Source organism: Stenotrophomonas sp. PI_27, from assembly GCF_027854495.1.
In the GTDB taxonomy this organism is placed as follows: Bacteria; Pseudomonadota; Gammaproteobacteria; order Xanthomonadales; family Xanthomonadaceae; genus Stenotrophomonas; species Stenotrophomonas pavanii.
On record NZ_JAJNOF010000012.1, the window covers coordinates 122,069 to 136,596 of the forward strand.

11 protein-coding genes and 1 tRNA gene are annotated in these 14,528 nt (G+C 68.2%); 6 read left to right on the forward strand and 6 right to left on the reverse strand.

Features of this window, described 5'->3' with window-relative positions; all coding sequences use genetic code 11:
• Complete coding sequence (locus tag LRM18_RS15600; RefSeq protein ID WP_270954970.1) at nucleotides 1-300, forward strand: hypothetical protein; 300 nt, start codon at nucleotides 1-3, stop codon at nucleotides 298-300.
• A gap of 97 nt (nucleotides 301-397) precedes the next feature.
• On the opposite strand, the gene LRM18_RS15605 is transcribed toward LRM18_RS15600, so the two are convergent.
• From LRM18_RS15605 to LRM18_RS15615, 3 genes are all read right to left on the reverse strand, one after another.
• A tRNA-Thr gene (locus LRM18_RS15605) sits at nucleotides 398-473 on the reverse strand.
• A gap of 50 nt (nucleotides 474-523) precedes the next feature.
• On the reverse strand, nucleotides 524-1,528 hold the full coding sequence (locus LRM18_RS15610) for a 2-hydroxyacid dehydrogenase (RefSeq protein ID WP_270954971.1): 1,005 nt from the start codon (nucleotides 1,526-1,528) through the stop codon (nucleotides 524-526).
• Nucleotides 1,529-1,625: 97 nt separating this feature from the next.
• Nucleotides 1,626-4,499 (reverse strand): autotransporter domain-containing protein, encoded by a 2,874-nt coding sequence (locus LRM18_RS15615; protein WP_270954972.1) that lies wholly within the window; start codon nucleotides 4,497-4,499, stop codon nucleotides 1,626-1,628.
• Between the two features lie 236 nt (nucleotides 4,500-4,735).
• Here LRM18_RS15615 and LRM18_RS15620 point away from each other — a divergent pair, with 236 nt between their 5' ends.
• Genes LRM18_RS15620 through LRM18_RS15640 form a run of 5 tightly spaced genes read left to right on the forward strand, consistent with a single transcriptional unit; the run spans nucleotide 4,736 to nucleotide 10,742 of the window.
• Complete coding sequence (locus LRM18_RS15620; protein WP_074726204.1) at nucleotides 4,736-5,263, forward strand: sigma-70 family RNA polymerase sigma factor; 528 nt, start codon at nucleotides 4,736-4,738, stop codon at nucleotides 5,261-5,263.
• Complete coding sequence (locus LRM18_RS15625; RefSeq protein WP_053462468.1) at nucleotides 5,260-6,228, forward strand: FecR domain-containing protein; 969 nt, start codon at nucleotides 5,260-5,262, stop codon at nucleotides 6,226-6,228. Before LRM18_RS15620 ends, LRM18_RS15625 begins: the two co-directional genes overlap by 4 nt.
• A gap of 14 nt (nucleotides 6,229-6,242) precedes the next feature.
• Nucleotides 6,243-9,038, forward strand: coding sequence for a TonB-dependent receptor (locus tag LRM18_RS15630; protein WP_270954980.1), 2,796 nt, complete (start codon nucleotides 6,243-6,245; stop codon nucleotides 9,036-9,038).
• Nucleotides 9,039-9,081: 43 nt separating this feature from the next.
• On the forward strand, nucleotides 9,082-10,038 hold the full coding sequence (locus LRM18_RS15635; RefSeq protein WP_206631631.1) for a hypothetical protein: 957 nt from the start codon (nucleotides 9,082-9,084) through the stop codon (nucleotides 10,036-10,038).
• On the forward strand, nucleotides 10,035-10,742 hold the full coding sequence (locus LRM18_RS15640) for a hypothetical protein (protein ID WP_049466128.1): 708 nt from the start codon (nucleotides 10,035-10,037) through the stop codon (nucleotides 10,740-10,742). The genes LRM18_RS15635 and LRM18_RS15640 overlap by 4 nt, the downstream gene beginning before the upstream one ends.
• 85 nt (nucleotides 10,743-10,827) lie before the next feature.
• Here the strand turns inward: LRM18_RS15640 and LRM18_RS15645 are convergent, their stop codons facing one another.
• The 3 genes from LRM18_RS15645 to ispH form a co-directional block, all read right to left on the reverse strand.
• Nucleotides 10,828-11,493 (reverse strand): lysoplasmalogenase, encoded by a 666-nt coding sequence (locus tag LRM18_RS15645; RefSeq protein ID WP_270954973.1) that lies wholly within the window; start codon nucleotides 11,491-11,493, stop codon nucleotides 10,828-10,830.
• Nucleotides 11,490-13,373, reverse strand: coding sequence for a peptidase M61 (locus LRM18_RS15650; RefSeq protein WP_270954974.1), 1,884 nt, complete (start codon nucleotides 13,371-13,373; stop codon nucleotides 11,490-11,492). The genes LRM18_RS15645 and LRM18_RS15650 overlap by 4 nt, the downstream gene beginning before the upstream one ends.
• Nucleotides 13,374-13,555: 182 nt before the next feature.
• Nucleotides 13,556-14,506 carry a 4-hydroxy-3-methylbut-2-enyl diphosphate reductase gene (gene ispH / locus LRM18_RS15655; RefSeq protein WP_049466122.1) on the reverse strand — a complete coding sequence of 317 codons (951 nt, stop codon included), beginning with the start codon at nucleotides 14,504-14,506 and terminating at the stop codon, nucleotides 13,556-13,558.
• Nucleotides 14,507-14,528: the final 22 nt, after the last annotated feature.

The window sequence follows — 14,528 nt, forward strand, 5'->3', positions numbered from 1 at the left end:
ATGCGCCTGATTGACCAGCTGCTGCGCTGGACCACCCTGCCCGCCGTGCGCTGCCTGATGGCCGTGCTGGGTGCCGCGCTGGTCATCGTGCTCGCCTGCAATCCGGATCTGCTGCCGTTGCTGTCGGTGGTGGACGCGCTGGGGCTGGACGTGCTGGTGCTGTTGCTGGGTGCGCAGGTAGTGGCGGTCCTGCCTTGGGTGCGGGAGCGGGCCACGCGCGGGACCACGGTGCTTGCACGCCTGCTGATCGGCGCATTGGCAGGAGCTGCAGGTGGTTATCTCCGGCAGCTGGCGTGGTAGCTGGCGAAGGATGCGGGGATGGCGCGGCGTTGATGGCGTCGCGCCGCTAATCGGCCAAACAAAAAGCCCCGACCAAAGGCCGGGGCTTTTCTACAACTGGTGCCGGAAACAGGAGTCGAACCTGCGACCTACGCATTACGAATGCGCCGCTCTACCAACTGAGCTATTCCGGCGTAGCCCGCGATTTTACGGGCTGGGCGCCCCGGCGGTCAATCCACCCCGCTCAGCTCGCCCCCACCCGGTTCGCACACGCCCGCCCCTCGGCAAAATCGCGCAGGTTCCCCAGCGTGATCGCCGAGATTTCCTGCAGCGCCTCCACGGTGAAGAAGCCCTGGTGGCCGGTCACCAGCACGTTGGGGAAGGTCATCAGGCGCTGGAAGGCCTCGTCGTCGATGATCTCGCCGGACAGGTCCTGGAAGAACAGCGCGCTTTCCTGCTCGTAGACGTCGATGGCCAGGTGGCCCAGCCGCCGTGACTTCAGCGCGCGGATCACCGCATGGGTATCCACCAGCCCGCCGCGCGAGGTGTTGACCAGCATCGCGCCGGTCTTCATCCGCGCCAGCGAGGCGTCGTTGATCAGATGCTGGGTATCGGGTGTCAGCGGGCAATGCAGCGACACGATATCGGCGCGCGCCAGCAGCTCCTCCAGTCCAACCCCTTCGCCCACGGCAGCAAAGGCCGGCGATGGATACGGGTCGTACCCCAGCACGGTGCAGCCCATGCCGTGGAAGATGCGCGCGGTAGCCAGGCCGATCTTGCCGGTGCCGACGATGCCGACCGTGCGCCCGTGCAGGGTGCGCCCGAGCAGGCCATCCAGCATGAAGTTGCCCTCGCGCACGCGGTTGTAGGCGCGATGGGTCTGCCGGTTGAGCGTCATCACCAGCGCCAGCGCGTGCTCGGCCACGGCTTCGGGGGAATAGGCCGGTACCCGCGCGACGAACAGGTCCAGCGCTTTCGCGGCGGCCAGGTCCACATTGTTGAAGCCGGCGCAGCGCAGCAGCACGGCGCGCACGCCCAAGGCATGCAGCGCGTGCAGAACCGGCGCGTCCAGGCGGTCGTTGACGAACACGCAGACAGCAACGCAATCCTGCGCCAGCGCTGCGGTATGCACGTCCAGCGCGGCATCGAAGTACACGAACGCAAAGCCCTGCCCGGCCGCATCGCGCTGGTTGGCCTCGTCAAGGAAACGACGATCGTAGGGGCGGGCACTGAAAACGGCGATCTGCATGGAGGGGCCTGGCGGGAGTTCCCTGCCGACCATACCGCAGCACCTGCCCTGGTGGGATGGCCCCGGCGATACCGATGTCGCCGGGGCCGAGTCCCCCTTAGAACCTGTAGCCCAGGCCCAGCATTACGCCGTTCTGGATCTGCCCGTCGCGGCGCTCACCCACGTAGTCGGCCATGATCGACAGGCGCTCGCTGGCACGACTGGTCACGCCCAGGTTCCAGGCCAGCACCTGCTCGCCCACGGCCTGGCTGCTGGCACCAAACACCAGGTCCGGGGCCGCAGAAAAGCCGGTGCTGTAGCGCGCCTGCGAATCGCCCAGCTCCTTCTGCCAGACCACGCGGGCACGCGGGGTGATGCGCTCGCCGTTGTTGCCCTCGAAGGTCCTGAACACCTGCAGGCCGGCGCCTACGCGGATGCTCTCCAGGCTGCCGCTGCGCCCCACCAGCGCACCGGTGCCCTGCCCTTCGTTGAAGCGGGTGGCCGAGGTCCGCGCGTAGTCCACTACCGGCAGCAGCGGCTGGATCACCAACCCCTTGCCGCGGGTGAAAGAGAACGCGTGTTCGACCCGCGCCGAGACCGCATCGCTGCTGTATCGGGCGCGCAACGGCTGCTGCAGGCCCTCGATGGCCGACAGGCTGCGGCGGGTATCGTGGCGCAGGTCGGTGTAGCGCACGGCCGCCGACAGGTAGCCACGCGAATAGGTCGCATCCAGGTAGCCGCCCACATCCAGCGCGCGCACGTCGCCACTGAAACCGGAGCCATCGCTGGCCTTGGTTGACATGTCGGCCGCGGCCACGCTGACACCCAGGGTCACGCGGTCATCGGCCACGCGGGTGTCGGCACCGACCACGATGCCGCCGACGGTATGGCTCAGGCCTGCCACGCCCCCCTCGGCGTCGATGCGGCCATGGCTGGCGAAACCGCGCGCCCACAGGCCACGGCTGCGACCCGCTACGCCGCTGTCGCCAGCAGCCTCGCCCGCTGGCTCGACCAGATGCATGGCCAACTGGTTGAACAGGCTGCCATGGCGCATGCCCGGCTGCGCCGAGACCGACTGCGCCGCCTGCGAGGCCAGGCCATCGGCATCGCCGCCACTGCGCATCGCCGCCTGGTGCTGCTGCACCACGTTGCCGATGCTGCCCAGCAGTGCGTTGTCGGCCAGGCGCAGGCTGGCATGTGCATCACCGCGCAGGGCGCCAGCCTGCTGTGCGATCACATCGCGGTCGGTGAACTGAAGCGCGCCGAGCAGCGACTTCAGGCCGCTGTCCTGGCGGTCCGATGCGGCTGCCAGCGCGTGCCCCAGGCCGTCGCCGGAAGTGCCATTGGCGAACAGGCCCAGCTGATCGAAGCCCGGGTTGGCGGTCAGCCACAGGCCGTCGGCCGTCTGGTTGACGTTGAAGCTGAGCAGCGAATTGTGGCGCGGGCGGAACACGTCGCCCGCAGTGATGCTGGCGCTGTAGCCGGCATCGCCGAGCCGCACGACATCCTGGAAACCACCCTGGTAGATCGGCCCCTCCACCAGGTCGCGGCGGTAGGCACCGGGATAGAAGCCCTGGGCGACGTTCAAGGCCAGGTGTGCGCCCTGTGCGATCACCAGCGCCCCCGCTTCGGCACCGCCATCATGGAAGCTGCCGACGCGCAGCCGGCCGCTGCCGGCGCCACCGGCGTCGGTGACGTCGAACAGCACCTGGCCGCCGGGCATGATGTTGACGTAGCCGTGGGTCACCAGATCGCCACCGCGCGGCATCAGCGTGCCGAACACGCGCAGGCGGTTGAAGCCGTCTTCGCGGTAGGACGGGCCGGTGCCGTCCAGCAGCGCGTCGGTGTCCACGCCCACCGATGCGATGTCACCATGGCCGACCACGATGCTGCCCGGCATCACCCGCAGCTCGGGAGTGCGCAGTGCGCCGCCCTCCAGTGCGAGGGTGCCGTTGTCGACCAGCATGAAATCAGCGCCGGTGGTTTCCGCAGTGCGCCAGGTGGCGCCATTGCTGACACGGATCACGCCGGCGGAACCGGCCAGGGTCGAGGCATCCAGATCAGCCAGCCGCAGCTGTCCGCGCAACGCGTTCTGGAGGTCGGGATCGGCAAGCAGCTGCTGCAGCGACTGTGCACCGATGCCGTTCGGACCGCGCGTGGAGACGTTGTACAGGCTCACCGCATAGTTGATGTAGGTACTGGCCCAATCGGTGTTCCAGCGCGCGAAATCGTCGTCGACGAAGGCCTGCAGCTGGCGCGCGGTGCGCAGGTAGCCCGGGTTGATGTCACCACTGACGTTGCTGGTGACACGCAGGGTGTCGCCCGGATCGCGGTAGCCCACCGTGTTGATGATGGTGTTGCTGCGGATGTCCTGGCCCGGGAACGACTGCAGCTTGCTGCCGCTGCCATCCGGATCGAAGGTGACCGAGGTACCCGTGGTACGCGCCGGGTCGCGGAACACCAGCAGGCCATTGGGCTGCACCACCTCATACATGGCCTTGTGCAGCAGGCCCGCATCCATGCCGCCACCGTAGTTGCCGGTGTAGATCTGGGTCATGCGCGCAGACGGTGCATAGGTGATCCTGCCACCGCTGCTGGCGGCATGGATCTGCACCGAATCGACCAGCGGCAGATCGCCGCCGAGGTAACGGTTGACGCCGCCGGACTGCATGATCGAGCAGGACGAAATGCAGTGGCCGGACACGATGGTGTCCAGCCCCTGGGTGCGGATCACCGCCTGCAGCCACTCGCCGGCGATCAGCGCGCCGCCATTGGATGTGCGCAGCACGACCTCGCGGATCGGGCGCCCTTCGGCCTGCGCCTTGGCCAGCAGCGCGGGCAGCGCCACCACGTCGGCGACGGTGACCCCGCCGCTGAGGAAGACGCGGTCGTCCTGCACGTGATAATTCATTGCCATGACGTCATCAACCGCCGTGATGGCGGTGATGCCGATCAGGCCCGCAAGGGCCAGGCTCAACTTCGAGTGCTTCATGTGGTCTCTCTCCACCCGCAACACACGGGTCAGGAGTTCAACGTCCGGACCGTGCGATCTCCCCCAGCGGCGCGGACGTCGAAACATGAATGCATTCACAATGGAATCAGGGGCCACGCACACTCTTCCCCATCCGGTCATCGTCGCGTAAAACTCGAAGACGCACCCGCCACCGACGTCCGAGGCCAGCCCTGTCCGCCCCCTCTCCTCTGATCCATCGCGCGCCGGACCTGTCCGTGCCTGCGGACGCGTTCATTGCGTTCGTACGGGAAGAGCGCGCGCCGTTGTGCGCGTTCCTGCGCACGCGCGGTGTCGGGCCGGAGGATGCCGAGGACATCGCGCAGGACTGCATGGAGCGGCTGATCCGCTATCGCGCGCACAGCGCCGACGAGCTGCGGTTGCTGCTGTATCGTATCGCCCGCAACCGCCTGGCAGATCGCGGCCGTTCGTCGCAGTCGCGGCCGCATCTGTCCCTCGCCGAGCACGATGGCGGCAACGAGCCTTCCAGCACGTCGCCTGATCCACTGCGCCAGGCCGAGTCCGGGCAGATGTTGTCCCTGCTGCGGCAGGCCCTGTTCAAGCTGCCCGAGCGCGCACGCGAGGTGTACCTGCTCAACCGGATCACCGGCATGAGCTACACGCAGATCGCGCGGCACTGTGGAATTACTGCCAAGACCGTGGAAAAGCATATCGCCCGTGCCCTGCAGGGGCTGCGCCAGGAACTCGGATCGGATCCGCTGCACAACGACAGGGACAACGGATGAGCCACGCCAGGCCAAGGGAAGACACCCTGTTGTTTGAACGCGCCAGCGCCTGGGTGGCGCGGCTGGAAGCGCCGGACTGTACGCCGGGCGAGCGCGAGTCGTTCGAGGACTGGTTGGCCGAAGACCCGGCCCATGTCAGCGCCTGGATCCAGGCCGAGACCCTGTTCCAGCAGGGCGAAGGACTGGCCGCCGATCCGTGGCTGCGCACCGCCGCAGCACGAGCGGCGCGGCCGGCGCGACGTCGCTGGCTGCCAGCGCTGGCCGCTGCCGCAGGCATCTGCCTGGCCATCGGGATCGGTTGGATGGTCGCCGTCGACGGCAACCCCACGCCGCTGCGCTACGCCAATGATTCGCACCAGCCCCGGCAGCAGACGCTGGCCGATGGCAGCACCGTCACCCTCGATGCCGGCACTACCCTGCACGCGCGATTCGGTTGGCGCCATCGCAAGCTGGTGCTGGAACAGGGCCGGATGCAGCTGCAGGTCGCGCCGTCGCGCAAGGCGCTGCAGCTGCGCGTCGGCGACAGCACCATCCGCGACATCGGCACCACCTTCCAGGTGGAACGCCTGCGCAGCGGCCTGGTCGAAGTCGCGCTGCTGGAAGGCGCGGTGGAAGTCAGCACGGGAAGCGCCCAGCACACCCTGTCACCCGGCCAGCAGCTGCAGGTGCTGCCATCGGGCCGCATCCAGCCCGGCCCGGCATTGTCGTCCAATGCGGCTGCCGAAGCCTGGCTGCAGGGACAGCTGGTGTTCGATGCCACGCCCCTGTCGATCGTGGTCGAGCGCATGAACCGCTACGGCCACGCGCCGCTGGTGATCGCCGATCCCGAGATCGCCAACCTGGCGGTGAGTGGCACCTTCCGTGCCGGCGACGCGCAGGAACTGCTGTCGGCACTGCAACTGGGCTGGTCGGTGGCTGGCCAGACGCGACCGGATGGCGCGCTGGAACTGCGCCGCACGTACTGAGGAGACTTGCAGTGATGGCAGTACCGGGCGCGCTGCAGGCGGGGCTGCTCCGCAGCCTGTTCTGCATCTCGCTGAGCCTGGCCGCCCTGCCGCCTGCCGATGCGGCCGAACAGGCCGGCACGCTGGAGCTGCACGTGGGTGCCGGGCCCCTGGCGCCGGCGTTGCAGCAATGGGCACGGCAGAGCGGCATCGCGCTGCTGTTCGACGCCCGCGAGCTGGACGGCCTGCGCACCTCCGGCACCCGCGGCCACAGCGATGCGGCCGCAGCCCTGAAGCAACTGGTCGCGGGCATGCCGGTGAACATCCTGCGCACACCCTCAGGCGGGTTCGTCATACGCCGCATCCACTCCGCGCCACCGTCGCCACCGCCGGTCGCAGTGCGCGCCGCGCCCGCCGTCCCTGCACCGCGCAAAGCGGCCGAGGCGCCACCACAGGTGGAACTGGCGCCGATCCATGTCACCGGCAGCCGACTGCCACGCACCTCCGTGCAGACCACGCTGCCGGTGACCATCATCGACCGCGATGACATCCTGCGCAGCGGTTACGGCAGCCTGTTCGACCTGCTGCGGCACTTGCCGGGCATGAACGGGCACCCGGCGATGAGCACCTCGCGGGGTGGCGATTCGCAATACCTGCCGGTCGGTGCGGCCACCACCACCAGCCTGGACGGCATGGGCCCGCGTGCGACCCTGTTCCTGGTCAATGGCCGTCGCCTGCCACGCTATCCCATGGTGTCGCTGGAACAGGGCGGCCTCACCGACCTGGGCGGCATCCCGCTCAGCTTCGTCGAACGCATCGAACTGGTGCGCGGCGGCGCCTCGGCCATCTATGGCGCCGACGCGATGTCCGGCGTGGTCAACATCATCCTGCGCGACCAGGCCGACGGCCCTGAGGCCATGCTGCAGACCGGCCTGAGCGGACGCGGCGACGCCGGCCAGTATCGCGTGCAGGCGGCGACCGGTGGCGTGCGCGAAGGGGGGGACCGCTGGTTCGCCGGCATTGACCTGCACCGCATCGAGCACGTGGCCGGTGATCGCCGCGAGTGGCATGCGGAAACCTCGCAGTACCTGATCGGCGCGTTCCGCGATGGACGCTACTGGCCGGCAAAGCGCTGCGAAGGACCGTTGAAGCGACGCGACGGTGCCTGCTGGTTCGACAGCGCGCGCCCGCGCTCGCTGCAACCGGCTTCGGATACCGCCGCGGCCTACCTGCGCTATCGCCATGAGCGTGGTGAAGGTCGCTATGCCTACGCCGAGGCGCGGGCCAGCCACAACCGGCAACGCTTCGACCTGGGCCCGACCGCCGTTGCCATCGGCCTGTATGGCTTCACCTTCAACAGCGTGCTGCGCGAAGCCGGCAACGTGCGCCCGCATGTACGCGCCACCGACGCCGACGTCACCGTCGGCATCGGCCGCGACCAGGGCCGGCGCAGCTGGGAGGCCGGGATCAGCGCACAGCGCAGCGATGTCACCCTTACCACGTCGGGTACGGTGCGTGCCGAACCGCTGCTGCGCGCGGCGGAGACGCTGGATTTCCTGCCCGGCTTCACCTCGCTGCCGGCGGAGACCGCCGCGCAGTTGTTCCCCTCGATCCGAAATCGCGGGCGTACCGGGCAGTGGCAGGGCTGGTGGGGCATGCAGCGCGAGTTGATGCCGTTGGCCGGCGGTGCTGCACAACTGGCCACCGGCATCGACCTGCGCCAGGAGCGCTGGACCTCGCATCCCGACGCCCTGCTGAGCCAGGGCGACCTGGCGCTGGGCCTGCCGCAGGAACAGCGCCACCTGTCGCGCCGCAGCGGCGGTGCCTATACCGAGCTCGGCCTGCCCCTGGCGCGCACGCTGCGCATGGACCTGGCCGCACGCTGGGACCGCGACGGCGACTACCAGGCCTTCTCCCCCCGCGTCGGCGTGCGCTGGAGCCCCACGCCCCGGTGGTCCTTCCTGCTTGCCAGCGGGCGCGGCTACCGGGCCCCCAGCCTGTTCGAACAACGGCGGCCCCCGGGTTACTTCGGTGCGATCGAGCTGCCGGCCTCCAGCGCACTGCCCGACTGCGCGCAGAGCAGCGGCAACGGGCGCTGCAGCGTCACCGTGGACGTGGTGGAGAACGATGCGTTGAAGGCCGAGCGGTCGCGCAGCCATTCGCTCGGCGCGACCTGGACGCCGACCGACACGTTCTCGCTGTCGCTGACCCACAACATCGTCGAGCTGCGCAATGAAATCCTGGCCCTGCAACCGGCCGATGCGGTGTGGAACCGCAGCACCTGGGAGCTGGACGAGGAGGGACGCCTGTACAACCTGCGCCTGTCCTTCGACAACATCGGCCGTACCACGTCGCGCAACTTTGTACTGCGTGGGGAATACCACATCGACACCGGCAGCACCGGCCAGTGGCTGTTCTCGCTCGATGCACTGAAGCAGCAGGCGCTGCGCCGAGAGCGTGGCCAGGACGCTACCGTGGACCTGCGCGGCCATGTCACGCCGACGATGGCCGCGGTGCTCAATGTGCAGTGGCAGAACAGCAGCTGGGACATTGCCCTGCGCGGCAACCAGGTCGGGCGCACGCGCGCCTGGCTGCCCGGTGCGGAATGCCCGGAGGAACAGCGCGAGCAGAACCACTGCATGAACCCCCGGCAGCTGCGCTGGAACCTGCATCTCGCACGACGGCTGGGGCCGCGCGTGGTCGCCGCGCTGGACGTGCACAACGTGCTCGACACGCAACCGGTGAACTATCTGGTCGGCAATGGTGGCCAGATGCCGGGGCTGGATGATCCACTCGGCCGCTATTTCCTGCTGACGCTGCAGATCCGCTGAGCGTAGTACCCTACGCGACCTGTTCCATCGGTCCCACCACCCCATGAAGGCCTATCTCTGGTTCTGGGGCGCGTTCCTGCTGTTCTTCGCGTTGCCCTTCCCCTGCATCCTCTACGTCGGCACGTCGTGGCCGGTGCAACTGGCCGACCGCAGCGCGCCCTGGCTGGCCCTGCTGCTACTCGCGCTGTCGGTGATCCTGTGGCTGGCCCTGCTGCTCGCCTTCCTGCACTACCTGCTGCTGGGCCCGCCGCGTGCCCTGCACCGCGTGCGCTCGATCCTGGCCGACGGTGAAGCGCGCGACGCATTGATCGAACAGGCCGAGCAGACCGGCGTGCATGTGCGTGGCCTGGCGCAATGGAAACTGCAGCTGGCCTTCGAGAACCTGTCCGGCACCCCGATCAGCGAACAACTCCTGGTGGTGGACAGCAAGCCGCAGTTGCAGCGTTTCGTGGCCGGCAAGCGCATCGAGGCCCGCCTGAGCCGCGCGCCGGGCGCGTTTCCCAATGTGGTGCTGGAGGGGGCGCAACCGGAGCTGGATGTCGGCAGCCTCTGGCGCCGTGGTGTCGGTGCGGTGATCGGCATCGTGGCGGTGGCCAGTGCCTACGTGGTCGCCTATCGGCTGCAGAGCGAGGGCCTGGGCTGGACCTTCCTGTCTTTCGGCCATCCCCTGCTGGTGTGCCCACTGGTGTTGTGCAGCTACGCGCTGGGCCTGCGCCTGCTCGGCCGGCTGCTGCAGGCCGATGCCCGCGGTGACGCGCTGAAGTATCGCGGCATCGGCGTAGAGGCCCGGGTGTTGAAGGTGCGCCAGACCGGCACCTATCTCAACGAGCAACCGCAGGTGGAGTTCCAGCTGGAATACATCGACCGCGAAGGCAGCGTGCAACAGGCCCGCGTGCGCCGCTTCATCCCGCTGATCGAGCTGGCCAGCCTCCCGCGCGAGCGGGTCACGCTGCTGTACGACCCGGATGACCGCAGCAACGTGCGCCTGGAGGGTGTATGAAGCAGCCGCCTTCCACGTCCGTGGTGTTTTCCGCCGTTCTGCTGGTGCTGGCCGGCGCCGCCGTTGCCGGTGGTGCGCTGCAGACGATCGGCGAAACACTGGGCCATTCGGTGCAGGCCGACAGCGCAAGCGCGCCGATCGCCATGCCGCCCGCGCGTGAGAGGCCCGCGTCGCTCGCGCCGATGACCGAGCCGCGGCCGCCGCTGGTGCCCGAACGCAACAACCGGTTGTTCGATGCGGACTACCTGCTGGCCGCCCGCCAGGCACTGGAACAGATGCCTGCGCTGGCTGGGCACCGGCTGACGGTGTTCCACAGCATCCACTTCTACGACGACGGCCGCATCAACCTGGACCTGGTCGATCCGCAGCAGCCGACCCGCGTCGACAGCTACCACTTCGAGCGTGGTCAATGGCGCAAGGGCGACCCGGTCGATCCGCAACGCTTCGCGCCCACCATCACCCTGCGCCGCAGCAGCACGGCGCTGGCCAACATCGATTTCGAGGCCGTACCCCGCGTGGCGCAGGCGCTGCAAGCACAGCGCAACGCATTGATGGGCACACCGGGTGACGTCGGCCACGTCTATGTGATCGTGCGCAAGGGCGGCACCCTGGCCTGGCTGCCGGACGAGGTCGCCGGTGATCGCCAGTCCGCACGACTGTCGTTCGATGCGCAGGGCCGGCCCGGCAACGTAAGCCACCGATAGCCAACGCCCAAAAAAGGGGACGGAGGGGATTAAGTCGTTTACGCCACGGTGCTGTAAACGACTTAATCCCCTCCGTCCCCTTTTTCTATTTCACCGAGCGGGCGATGGCGTACTGCGCGCCGTAGTAGGTGGAGAGCACCAGCAGGCTGGCCAGTGGCAGGCCGCCGGCGAAGCGGTCCCAGGCCAGTAGTGAATCGCTGGCGACGAACAGCAGCGCACCGGCGGCCGCCCAGCGCGCGCCGCTGGCTTCCACGGCAGCGGGCTTCGGGCTGCGCCACTGCCGTGCGAGCGCCAGGACCGCCATCGAGGCCAGCACCACCACGTATGCCAGCACCGGAATGCGCATCGGTGCGGGCAGGTGCGGCCACAGACCAAGTACATTGAGTACCGCGAACGCACTGAGCAGGACGCTGGCGGCGAGCAGGCCACGCCCGGCACGCAGGCCATCGCGGAAGGCGACGATGTAGCAGAGGTGCGCCAGCAGGAATGCCACCAGCCCCGGCACGAACGCATCCACCGGCAACATCAACGCGATGTCACCCACGCACGACAGCAGCATGCCAGCCAGGACCGCGCGCCGGTAGAACGGCTGCGCGGCATCACATACCCGCCAGGTGATGGCCGCGATCAGCAGCGTGGTCGCGGGCTTGGCCAGCCAGTGCAGCCAGCGCCCGTCACCGTCCAGGAACGCGCCGAGGATGGCGAGGATCGCCATCAGCAGGATCACGCCATCGCGGGCGCGCTGCTTCATCGCGCCTTCCACAGCTCCGCAAGGCGGTCAGGCTTGCCGGCGATGCGCTCCAGCACCGGGTACTGCAGGCCACCGTGGTAGTCGATGTTCATCGCGTCGATCCGGTCGAACTGCTTCACCAGCAACACGATCGGCGCCTTGTCCTTCGCCGCCACAGCTACCGCATCCTTCAAGCGCTGGCTGCTGTACTCGCGTCCGCCAACGGCAATCACCTTCATGCCAGGCGCGAGGCCGGCGTTGAAGGCCGGGCTGTCCCAGATCACGTCGCCGACCGTACCGTTGTCGAGCACCGTCGCACCCAGCGAATACGCCAGCAATGCGGCCTTGGCGCGCTTCTCCTGCGCCTTGTAGGCATCGTTCGGCGTATCGCGGTAGGCCAGCTTCCAGCCCGCCAGCTCCAGGCCACCGGTCAACGCGCCGTGGCCGTCCAGGCGCCCGCGCAGGAACGTGGCCCAGTCGTACGGCGCGATGCCGTTCAAGGTCGCGACCACGTCGTCGAAGGTGTACGGGTTGACGTCCCAGTCGCCATTGCCGACGCCGAAAAAGGCGCGCGCGAAGTCATCCAGGCTGCGGCGGTTGCCACTCAGTTCGCGCAGCTTGCCTTCCACTTCCAGCCACAGCATCTGGCCGCCGGAGTAGTAGTCTTCGCTCATCTGGTAGTTGCGATACGGCAGCGTGCGGCGCTGGGCGATGGTCGGGTCGTTGGTGGTGTCCTGCAGCGGACGCCAGGCCAGGCCCGGGCGGCCACGGTCATAGGTCGCGGCCACATTGGCCAGCATGTCGCGCGCCTGCGCAGCCGACCACAACCCCGAGCGTGCCGCCAGCACCTGCCCCCAGAACTGGGTCTGCCCTTCGTACACCCACAGCAGGCTGTCGCCCATGGGCACGTTGAAGTTGGCAGTGGCCAGGTCGGCGCCGCGACGGTACTTGCCGTTCCAGGAATGGGTGTACTCGTGCGGCAGCAGGTCACGCATCCAGGCGTTGCTGTCCCACTCGGTGAAGTAACCCGGGTCGGCGCTGTTCTCGCTGGAACGGTGATGCTCCAGGCCGATGCCACCGAGGCGGTCGGTCAATGCCAGCAGGAACTCATAGTGGTTGTAGTGGCGCGCGCCATAGAGCTTGTCGGCCTGCTGCACCAGCGCACGGTGCATCGTGATCTGCGCCTCGCTCGGCTTCAGCGACTTGGCGTCGTCGGCGAACACGTTGAGGTGCACTGGTACCTTCGCGCCCGGATCGAGATCAATGCGCTGGTAGTGCTCGCCGGCAAACAGCGGCGAATCGACCAGGTGGTCATAGGAGATCGGCTTGAACACCACGGTGTCGCCGTCGCGGCGTGCGGTCTCCAGAGCGGTGGCGAACGACCAGCCCTTGGGCAGGGTCACGCTGGCCTGCGCCTGCAGCTGGCGCGCATCGAGGCCGGCCGGATACAGCGAGTTGGCGCTCCACTGCAGGTTGAGCATTTCCGGGGTCATCACCACCCGGCCCTGGCTGCCGCCCTGCGAGGACAGGAAATCGAAGTGGGCGACGATCTCGCTGACGCCCTCCGGTACGTTCACCTTGAAGGCATAGACGTTGTACTGGTCGCGCTGCCAGGCCAGCGGCTTGCCGTTGGCGGTCACGCGCAGGCCGGCCAGCTTGTCGATCGGGCCGGTGGGCGAATGGTTGCCGGGAATCCACTGCGGGTACAGCAGGGTCATCGGCCCGGGCTTGGCCGGTACGGTGGCGGTCACCTTGAAGATGCGCCGGGCCAGGTCACGCGCGTCGACATCGATGCGCAGCAGGCCGGCGGCTGCGGCATCCCCCGGTGGCGAGGCCTGCGCCAGCGCGGGCGTGGCCGCCAGCGCGAACAGCAACGACAGTGCCAGGGCTCGGGTCTTCATCAGGCAGCTTCCAACAGCGGGGAATCCTCCGATGCTAGGCCTGTAGCGTGCCCTGCCCCATGGCCAAAGGTCATGGGCGGGCCGCCCATCCTTGCCTGCAAAAAAGCGTGCGAACCCAGGTTCGCACCCACCAGAGCAGTTTCAGTAGATCCACGCCATGCGTGGATGAGGCGCTTCCGCGGTCAGTCGACCAACCGCAGCCGCAGTTCCTTCGGCAGCGCGAACACCATCGATTCCGGTTCGCCATCCAGCTCGGACACGCCACTGGCCCCCAGCTCGGCCAGGCGCGCCAGCACGCCGTCGACCAGCACCTGCGGCGCCGAGGCGCCGGCAGTGACGCCGATGTGCTGCTTGCCTTCCACCCAGCGCGGGTCGATCTCGTGCGCGCCGTCGATCAGGTACGACTCCACGCCCTCACGGCGGGCCAGCTCGCTCAGGCGGTTGGAGTTGGAGCTGTTCGGCGAACCGACCACCAGCACCAGGTCGCAGCGCTTGGCCAGGTCGCGCACAGCATCCTGGCGGTTCTGCGTGGCGTAGCAGATGTCGTCGTTCTTCGGGCCCTGCATCGCCGGGAAGCGCTCGCGCAGCGCGTCGATGATGCCGCGCGTGTCATCCACCGACAGCGTGGTCTGGGTGGTGTAGGCGAAGTTGTCCGGCTGGTTGATCTGCAGCGTGGCGACCTGCTCGACATCCTCGACCAGGTAGATCTGGCCGGTCCCGGCTTCGCGGTTCCATTGGCCCATGGTGCCCTCCACTTCCGGATGACCGGCGTGGCCGATCAGCACCACGTCACGGCCGGCACGGCAGTGGCGGGCAACCTCGAAGTGGACCTTGGTCACCAGCGGGCAGGTGGCGTCGAACACCTTCAGGCCACGGCGTTCGGCTTCCTGGCGCACGGCCTGGGACACGCCATGCGCGCTGAAGATCACCGTGTTGTTGTCCGGAACCTCGTCGAGCTCTTCGACGAAGATCGCGCCGCGCTGCTTCAGGTCGTCGACCACGAAGCGGTTGTGCACCACTTCATGGCGGACGTAGATGGGCGCGCCCAGCGTTTCGATCGCGCGCTTGACGATCTCGATCGCACGATCGACACCGGCACAGAAACCACGCGGGTTGGCGAGCAGCACATCCATCAGTTCAGTCTCCCGGCGGCAG

Coding starts and splice junctions, on each gene's coding strand:
- LRM18_RS15650 (WP_270954974.1), bottom strand. CDS start 13,373: ATGAAGACCCGAGCCCTGGCACTGTCGTTGCTGTTCGCGCTGGCGGCC.
- LRM18_RS15630 (WP_270954980.1), top strand. CDS start 6,243: ATGGCAGTACCGGGCGCGCTGCAGGCGGGGCTGCTCCGCAGCCTGTTC.
- LRM18_RS15645 (WP_270954973.1), bottom strand. CDS start 11,493: ATGAAGCAGCGCGCCCGCGATGGCGTGATCCTGCTGATGGCGATCCTC.
- LRM18_RS15610 (WP_270954971.1), bottom strand. CDS start 1,528: ATGCAGATCGCCGTTTTCAGTGCCCGCCCCTACGATCGTCGTTTCCTT.
- ispH (WP_049466122.1), bottom strand. CDS start 14,506: ATGGATGTGCTGCTCGCCAACCCGCGTGGTTTCTGTGCCGGTGTCGAT.
- LRM18_RS15615 (WP_270954972.1), bottom strand. CDS start 4,499: ATGAAGCACTCGAAGTTGAGCCTGGCCCTTGCGGGCCTGATCGGCATC.
- LRM18_RS15640 (WP_049466128.1), top strand. CDS start 10,035: ATGAAGCAGCCGCCTTCCACGTCCGTGGTGTTTTCCGCCGTTCTGCTG.
- LRM18_RS15625 (WP_053462468.1), top strand. CDS start 5,260: ATGAGCCACGCCAGGCCAAGGGAAGACACCCTGTTGTTTGAACGCGCC.
- LRM18_RS15635 (WP_206631631.1), top strand. CDS start 9,082: ATGAAGGCCTATCTCTGGTTCTGGGGCGCGTTCCTGCTGTTCTTCGCG.
- LRM18_RS15600 (WP_270954970.1), top strand. CDS start 1: ATGCGCCTGATTGACCAGCTGCTGCGCTGGACCACCCTGCCCGCCGTG.